The 6010-nt window shown below is 27.7% G+C and carries 6 protein-coding genes; 5 read left to right on the top strand and 1 reads right to left on the bottom strand.

The annotated features are described in order from the left end of the window. Positions 1-122: 122 nt before the first annotated feature. The 3 genes from SOJ_RS13565 to SOJ_RS14490 all read left to right on the top strand — a co-directional run bounded on the left by SOJ_RS13565 (position 123) and on the right by SOJ_RS14490 (position 2643). Positions 123-521 carry an HTH domain-containing protein gene (locus SOJ_RS13565; protein ID WP_002508701.1) on the top strand — a complete coding sequence of 133 codons (399 nt, stop codon included), beginning with the start codon at positions 123-125 and terminating at the stop codon, positions 519-521. A gap of 1112 nt (positions 522-1633) precedes the next feature. Beyond that, positions 1634-2398: a hypothetical protein gene (locus SOJ_RS13560; RefSeq protein WP_002508700.1), complete on the top strand. Its 765-nt coding sequence runs from the start codon at positions 1634-1636 to the stop codon at positions 2396-2398. A 143-nt stretch (positions 2399-2541) separates the two neighbouring features. Further along, positions 2542-2643: a type I toxin-antitoxin system Fst family toxin gene (locus SOJ_RS14490; RefSeq protein WP_338009709.1), complete on the top strand. Its 102-nt coding sequence runs from the start codon at positions 2542-2544 to the stop codon at positions 2641-2643. A 381-nt stretch (positions 2644-3024) separates the two neighbouring features. Here SOJ_RS14490 and SOJ_RS13555 read toward each other — a convergent pair whose 3' ends face one another. Next, positions 3025-3846 carry a LysR family transcriptional regulator gene (locus SOJ_RS13555; protein ID WP_002508698.1) on the bottom strand — a complete coding sequence of 274 codons (822 nt, stop codon included), beginning with the start codon at positions 3844-3846 and terminating at the stop codon, positions 3025-3027. 124 nt (positions 3847-3970) lie between these two features. Here SOJ_RS13555 and SOJ_RS13550 point away from each other — a divergent pair, with 124 nt between their 5' ends. Both SOJ_RS13550 and SOJ_RS13540 read left to right on the top strand, forming a co-directional pair. Continuing rightward, positions 3971-4966 carry a YeiH family protein gene (locus tag SOJ_RS13550; protein WP_002508697.1) on the top strand — a complete coding sequence of 332 codons (996 nt, stop codon included), beginning with the start codon at positions 3971-3973 and terminating at the stop codon, positions 4964-4966. A gap of 796 nt (positions 4967-5762) precedes the next feature. Next, positions 5763-6010, top strand: a 248-nt coding sequence (locus SOJ_RS13540) for a YSIRK-type signal peptide-containing protein (protein WP_037539683.1), incomplete at its 3' end; no start/stop codon positions are given.

The raw sequence follows: 6010 nt of genomic DNA, 5'->3' as shown, positions 1-6010 counted from the left end.
AGCGTTCTTTTTATGTTTTTTTGATATTGTTTATACGACTATCAATTTGATAACTGTTAAAATCACACTAGGTGGTAAAAAGTTAAAATAGAAGTAGTGAAAAATCAAAAAGGAGATTTTTCATGATGAAAAGTATAAGTCAATTATCGACAGAACTAAATGTATCACGAACAACAATTTGGAATTATTTACAAAACCTACCTCAGAACTTATCAGTAATTAAAGAAAAAAATGTCTATAAAATTGATATAGACGTAGAAAACTTTATAAGAGAGAGACTATTAAAAAAATCAAATGGAGGTTTAAAAGGTAAAGAGAAAGAAATTAACGTTCTTCATATGGAAAAAGATTTACTAAAGAAAAGGATCAAGGAAATTAGAAAAAATAATGAATATCTTAAGAGGGACATTAGTAAGAAAGAAAACTTGATTGAAGATTTGATGATACTCTTCAAACAACAACAAAAACTACAATTAGATGTTAATAAAGAGTTAATCGAATATAAAAGAGCAAAGGATTAAATATAATTAATACACTACTTCGAATTTTATAAATCAAAATTGTGAGTAGAAAATGACCTAATCGTATTATGAATTAATGCAGAAGGTCATTTTTTAATTGAGATTTTAATTATGATTAGAGAATCATAGTTGAATAAAATTTACATGTAGAGTCAAAAAACAGATGAAAATTTTAAATTAGTATATAAATAGTGAACATGAAGTGTGTAAGTCATAAAAAATTCCGGAGGATGAAATAATAGAAAATGAAAAATCAATTAAAGAAAAAATTCAAGACTTTTACTTGAATGGTGGGACATATGATGAAGAAGAAATAGATTCCGGATATTCAGTAGGTGAAGAAGAATTATAAAATTCAATTTAGCAAATGGACTTCCTAAATATAGAAGTCCATTTTTTATTAATGTATATCTTAAGTAAATGTAATTCAAAAAGTCAAAAAATAATTTAAGAATTATAAAATATTCCTTTTAATATTTCAATGAATATAGTCTTTATAATGATTTTTGGTATACGTGTTGGTTGATTTTATTAAAATCTAATTATTTTTTATGCAGATTTAAGAATAAAAAATAAGAGCATAAGGAAATACAATGCCACTTGCGTGTCAATCAGCATAGCTGATGTATTTTCTCTTAATATTTCTGAGTCGTTCAGTTTAGTTAAAACATTGGTATAATAGTATTTTATTGATATTTGTACACCCTAAAATCAAGTGATTATAAAGTTATGCATTTGTACGTAAATGGCATCGAAGAGTTTACATTTTTTATTCAAAATCACCTTGATATAGAGCTTTCCATCTCTACTTTTATTCTTCATGAATAAGTTTTTAATACCTTTTTATTCACGATGAATAAGTCGAATTCCATTAAAAATAAAAAGTTTTCAATGGAAAAGTAACTTAGAGTAGAACTAAAAAAGGATTTAGATATATAGTGAAATTTGATTTAAGAGATTAATTTTTATTTAGATTTAAAAAATAAGAGAAGGTAATGAAAGAAACAATAAGTTTTTATTTTAGCTTTTACCTCTTTTAACTTACTAAGAAGATATTTCTAATCTTGTGTTTGTTTTGATTTTGAAAATTTAGTAGAAAGGAAATTAAATTTATGAATAATATATATACAGTAATACTAATAATAGTTACTATTGGAACCACTATTTATAATATCTGGAAATGGGTCAAAGAAAAAAGGGATGCTAGTAATAAGACTAGTATCTGGCTTGAAAGTTTGAAGCTAAGTTCAGCAATAACTACATTTGTTTTACTGTTTATACTGTTAGTATATTTCACAAATATTAGTGAAGGCATGATATATGATTTGCTTAATATATTTTACATTTTGTTTTTATTTATATCTATATTAATAGGTTTTGTTGCGTTTATTAGGAAAGAAATATACAAAGATAGGTATGGAGATATTATTTATCAAGATTGTCTTAGATATAGAAGAGAGAGTCAGAATGCTTATAGTACTATCAATTACATCCAGTCAGAAATTGGTAAAAGAATAATAGAGAATGATTTTACTTATAAAGTGAAGCTAGAACATGCCCAAAAAATTTATAACTCAATTCCTGACATACAAAGTATAACTAAAAAATATAATAAATTATGTCAAAAAAGTTGGTTAAGCGTAGCCGGACTTAATGGTTTAGTGATATTAAGTTTGTTTGATGCAGCTGCTGGAAAAACTTTAGCATATGTTATGAGTTCTATTTTAATAACATTTATAATGTTTGTTGCTAACTCTTTAAATATATATAACGATCTAAGAATTAAATATGGAAAACGCAATTCTACTATTGCTAAAATAAAAAGTCATCAAGATATATATGAGAAGTTACTGAAAAAGAATAACCACGGTAAATAGTTAAAATGAAAACTCTATTATTGAGGACAATGAAAAATAAATATACATAATTCAACTTATCGGAAGTGGATATGCTTACACTTTCACAAATGATATAATAACAGAGTCGTCTTAACTTCCGGCGATATATTCGACGGAAGGAGGTGAGACCAGTGGAACTGCTTTTTGTTAGTGTAATTGCACCTGTTGTTTCAGGATGCATAATTGCGGCTTTTACGTTTTGGCTAAACAGTCGCAATAAATAATAAGGCGACATAGCCCACCAAAAAGAACCCCCAACCTATTCCAGTAGGTTGGGGGTTCGGTGTTCCAATGGAACTACTTTTTGTTAAACACATTATAACATTATAGTGGAGAGAAATGCAAAGTGATATATACGATATTAGTTACAAGGTATCGTTTTAATATTTTCGACGCTAATTGTCAAGAATTTAAAGGATAAATTATGAATGTTATATATTGAGAGTTTATACTTTATATTTATTTTTTTAGTATTAGATTTTAAAAATGTAGTTAGATGCTTATATTTTCTTGGATGCGCTCTAAACAGATATTTAGCCATTTATAAAATAGATTTTCATTGGAACGTGTATTAAATTTAAAATAAATAATACAAAAATCAAAATTTATGAAACCAAATTTTTGATGACTTCATTAAGCTTCGTATCAATATACTTATCTTTATGTATGACTAAATAGAAATAGCGTGTGATGTCTAAGTTTGTTACTTCTAGTTTTTCTAAATCATAAGGTGTTAATGTGGATTTAGAAACAATAGAAAAGCCGTTACCAGCATGGACCATATTTTTAATTAGATTTGTGTTATTAATTTCTACTAAATAAGAGGATGAAGTCATTTGTGATAAAGCATTTTCTTGATAGACTCTTGTACCTGATCCACGTTCTCTGATAAAGCATATTGCTTTATTTGGAGATGATGATTTTTTACGAATTAATACTATTTCATCTTGAGCAATACGTCTACTGTATATGATATTGCTTTGAACCTCTTTTTCGATTATACCTAAATCGATAATGTTATTCTTAATATGTTGTAATACTGTGTCAGAATTATTTAAATGCACATGAATATATAATTCAGGATATTTTTTTACTAAATCAGTAAGATGTTGTGACAATCGATATTCGCCATACGTGTAACTACTCCCTACCGTTAAATCTCCCGAAATCGTATCAGGCTGCATTTTCAAATCGTGTCTTAAGGTTTGTTCTAAATGCTCACGCTTTAAAGCATATTGAAATAGTTTCTCCCCATCACTCGTTAAAGACATTTTAGAATGTCTAAATTCGAAAATTTTTACATCGTATTCCAGTTCTAATCGTTTAATATCACGACTTATTGATGGCTGTGAAGTATATAAATTTTCTGCAGCCTTAGTAAAGCTTTGCGTTTTAACTACTTCAGTTAGAACTTTTAATGAATCCATTAACTAGGCCTCCTGACATTTGAGTCCCTCTATTATAACAAAGTTGTTATGAGTAATATACTTAATATTTATTTCACGTTATAACTTTGCGGTGCTAAGCTTTTGATAAAGGAGGAGTTAAAAAGTGAAGTCCTTAAAAAGTAAAGCCTTTATTTATGGTTTATTATTCACATTTATCATCGCAGTTATAAGTTTATTAGGCTCAAAGTTACCATTTTTAGATAAGATAGGCGCTTTAACAATTGCTATACTGATTGCGATTCTATATAGACATTTTAAGGGTTACCCTGAAGCATATCGTTCAGGCATCGCATTTTCATCTAAACGGTTACTGAAATTAGCTATTATATTATATGGATTAAAGTTAAATATTTATGATGTGATAGGAAAAGGTAGCGGTTTGTTATTAATCGATATTGGAGTCATCCTTTTTAGTATCGGATTAATGTTGTTACTAAATAAATACATTAAAGGAGATAAACACCTCACGCTATTATTAGGTATTGGCACTGGGGTATGTGGCGCGGCGGCTATTGCAGCAATATCTCCAATATTAAAATCCAGAGAAAAAGATTCTGCGATTAGTATCGGGATTGTCGCACTTATTGGCACTATATTTTCACTTGCATATACTGTGATATATTCTGTTTTTACAATATCTCCTGAAGTATTTGGGGTCTGGTCAGGCACAAGTTTACATGAAATTGCACATGTAATTCTTGCTGCGGATTTCTCAGGTCAAGCAGCTTTGAGTATTGGGTTGTTAGGAAAGCTGGGACGTGTGTTTTTATTAATACCTTTGAGTATTATTTTAATTCTAATTATGAGATTTAAATCACATGGCGAGACCGAAAAAAAACGTATTGATGTACCTTACTTTTTACTTGGTTTTATCATGATGGCACTGTTCCATACTTATGTGCCATTGCCACACATGGTTATGCAAATTATCGATAATGTCACGACTATATGCTTATTGATGGCAATGGTTGCATTAGGGTTAAATGTTTCCTTTAAAGATTTAAAAGATCGTGCTTTCAAACCATTAATAGTTGTCATTATTGTATCTATTTGTTTATCAACTGTAACATTTATCGTTGCGAAGTGCTTTTATGGTTAGATTATAAGTAGACTAAAAAATTGATATAAACATCTATATAAAGTTGAAAAAAGTCTTCAGTAATTCAATTTCTCAAATCTTTCGATGTAGATTTTGAGGGATTGAATTATGAATCTAATGTTTTTCATTTATCTTATTGATGTATGTTAGGATAAAAAGTTCTTTATCAATATTAAAATCTTTGGTGTTATTTATATTTAAATATTAACTCCCCATTTAAATTATCTATAAATGTGTAATGAAATCCTAACTCTTCATAAAAGTAACATGGCTGATAAACTAGATAATATTATAAATAATAGCATACATCCAAGTCTTGCTGATCCTGCTATTGAAGTAATCCAATTACTTGGATCAATATATCTTAAAGCAACAAAAAGTCCTGGGCTTAAATGTATTATTAGTTTCTTTATACTATATGCTTCGCTATCAAAAGAAACTTTTCCATTTATTTCTTCTAAATTTTTTTTTACTTTAAAATATCATAATTTATAATGATAATATGAAAAATTGTTATTTGACTCCTAAAAAAGATAGTACTTCTCATATGTGAATCTACTGTTACTTCTGATTTTTTTAATTATTCAGTAATATATTATACTACGTTTCTCTTCCTCTATTTGTAGCACGAATTTCTTATAAAATAAATTTTATGCTAATAGCTATCATTGGATTGCATTAAAAATTCCAGTATATTTTTTAAAATTAGAATTACTTCAAATTTTATATCTTTATTATTATGTTTAGTGTATAATAACACTGAAAAAATAAGAGGAAGTAGGAGAAGATAAATATAATGAGAAGAAATATTAAAAATCAGAAATTTTCTATAAGAAAATTTAAAATTGGTATTGGATCTGTTGTTATAGGTGCTGTGTTTTTCATTTCACAAAATAGCGTAGCAGATGCAGATACTATTAAATCGGCCGAAGAAGGATTTAATGAAGTAAGCAACAGGGTAACAGAAAATGAATCAAATGAAATAGCTGATTCAACTAATGGGAAGCAAGAAGATATGGCTAAAGAATCAAATGAAAATGCCGA

It is taken from the genome of Staphylococcus sp. OJ82, assembly GCF_000294465.1.
GTDB lineage: Bacteria > Bacillota > Bacilli > Staphylococcales > Staphylococcaceae > Staphylococcus > Staphylococcus equorum.
Note: the sequence above shows the minus strand (reverse complement) of the source record. Positions and strands in the feature narration are given on the sequence as shown.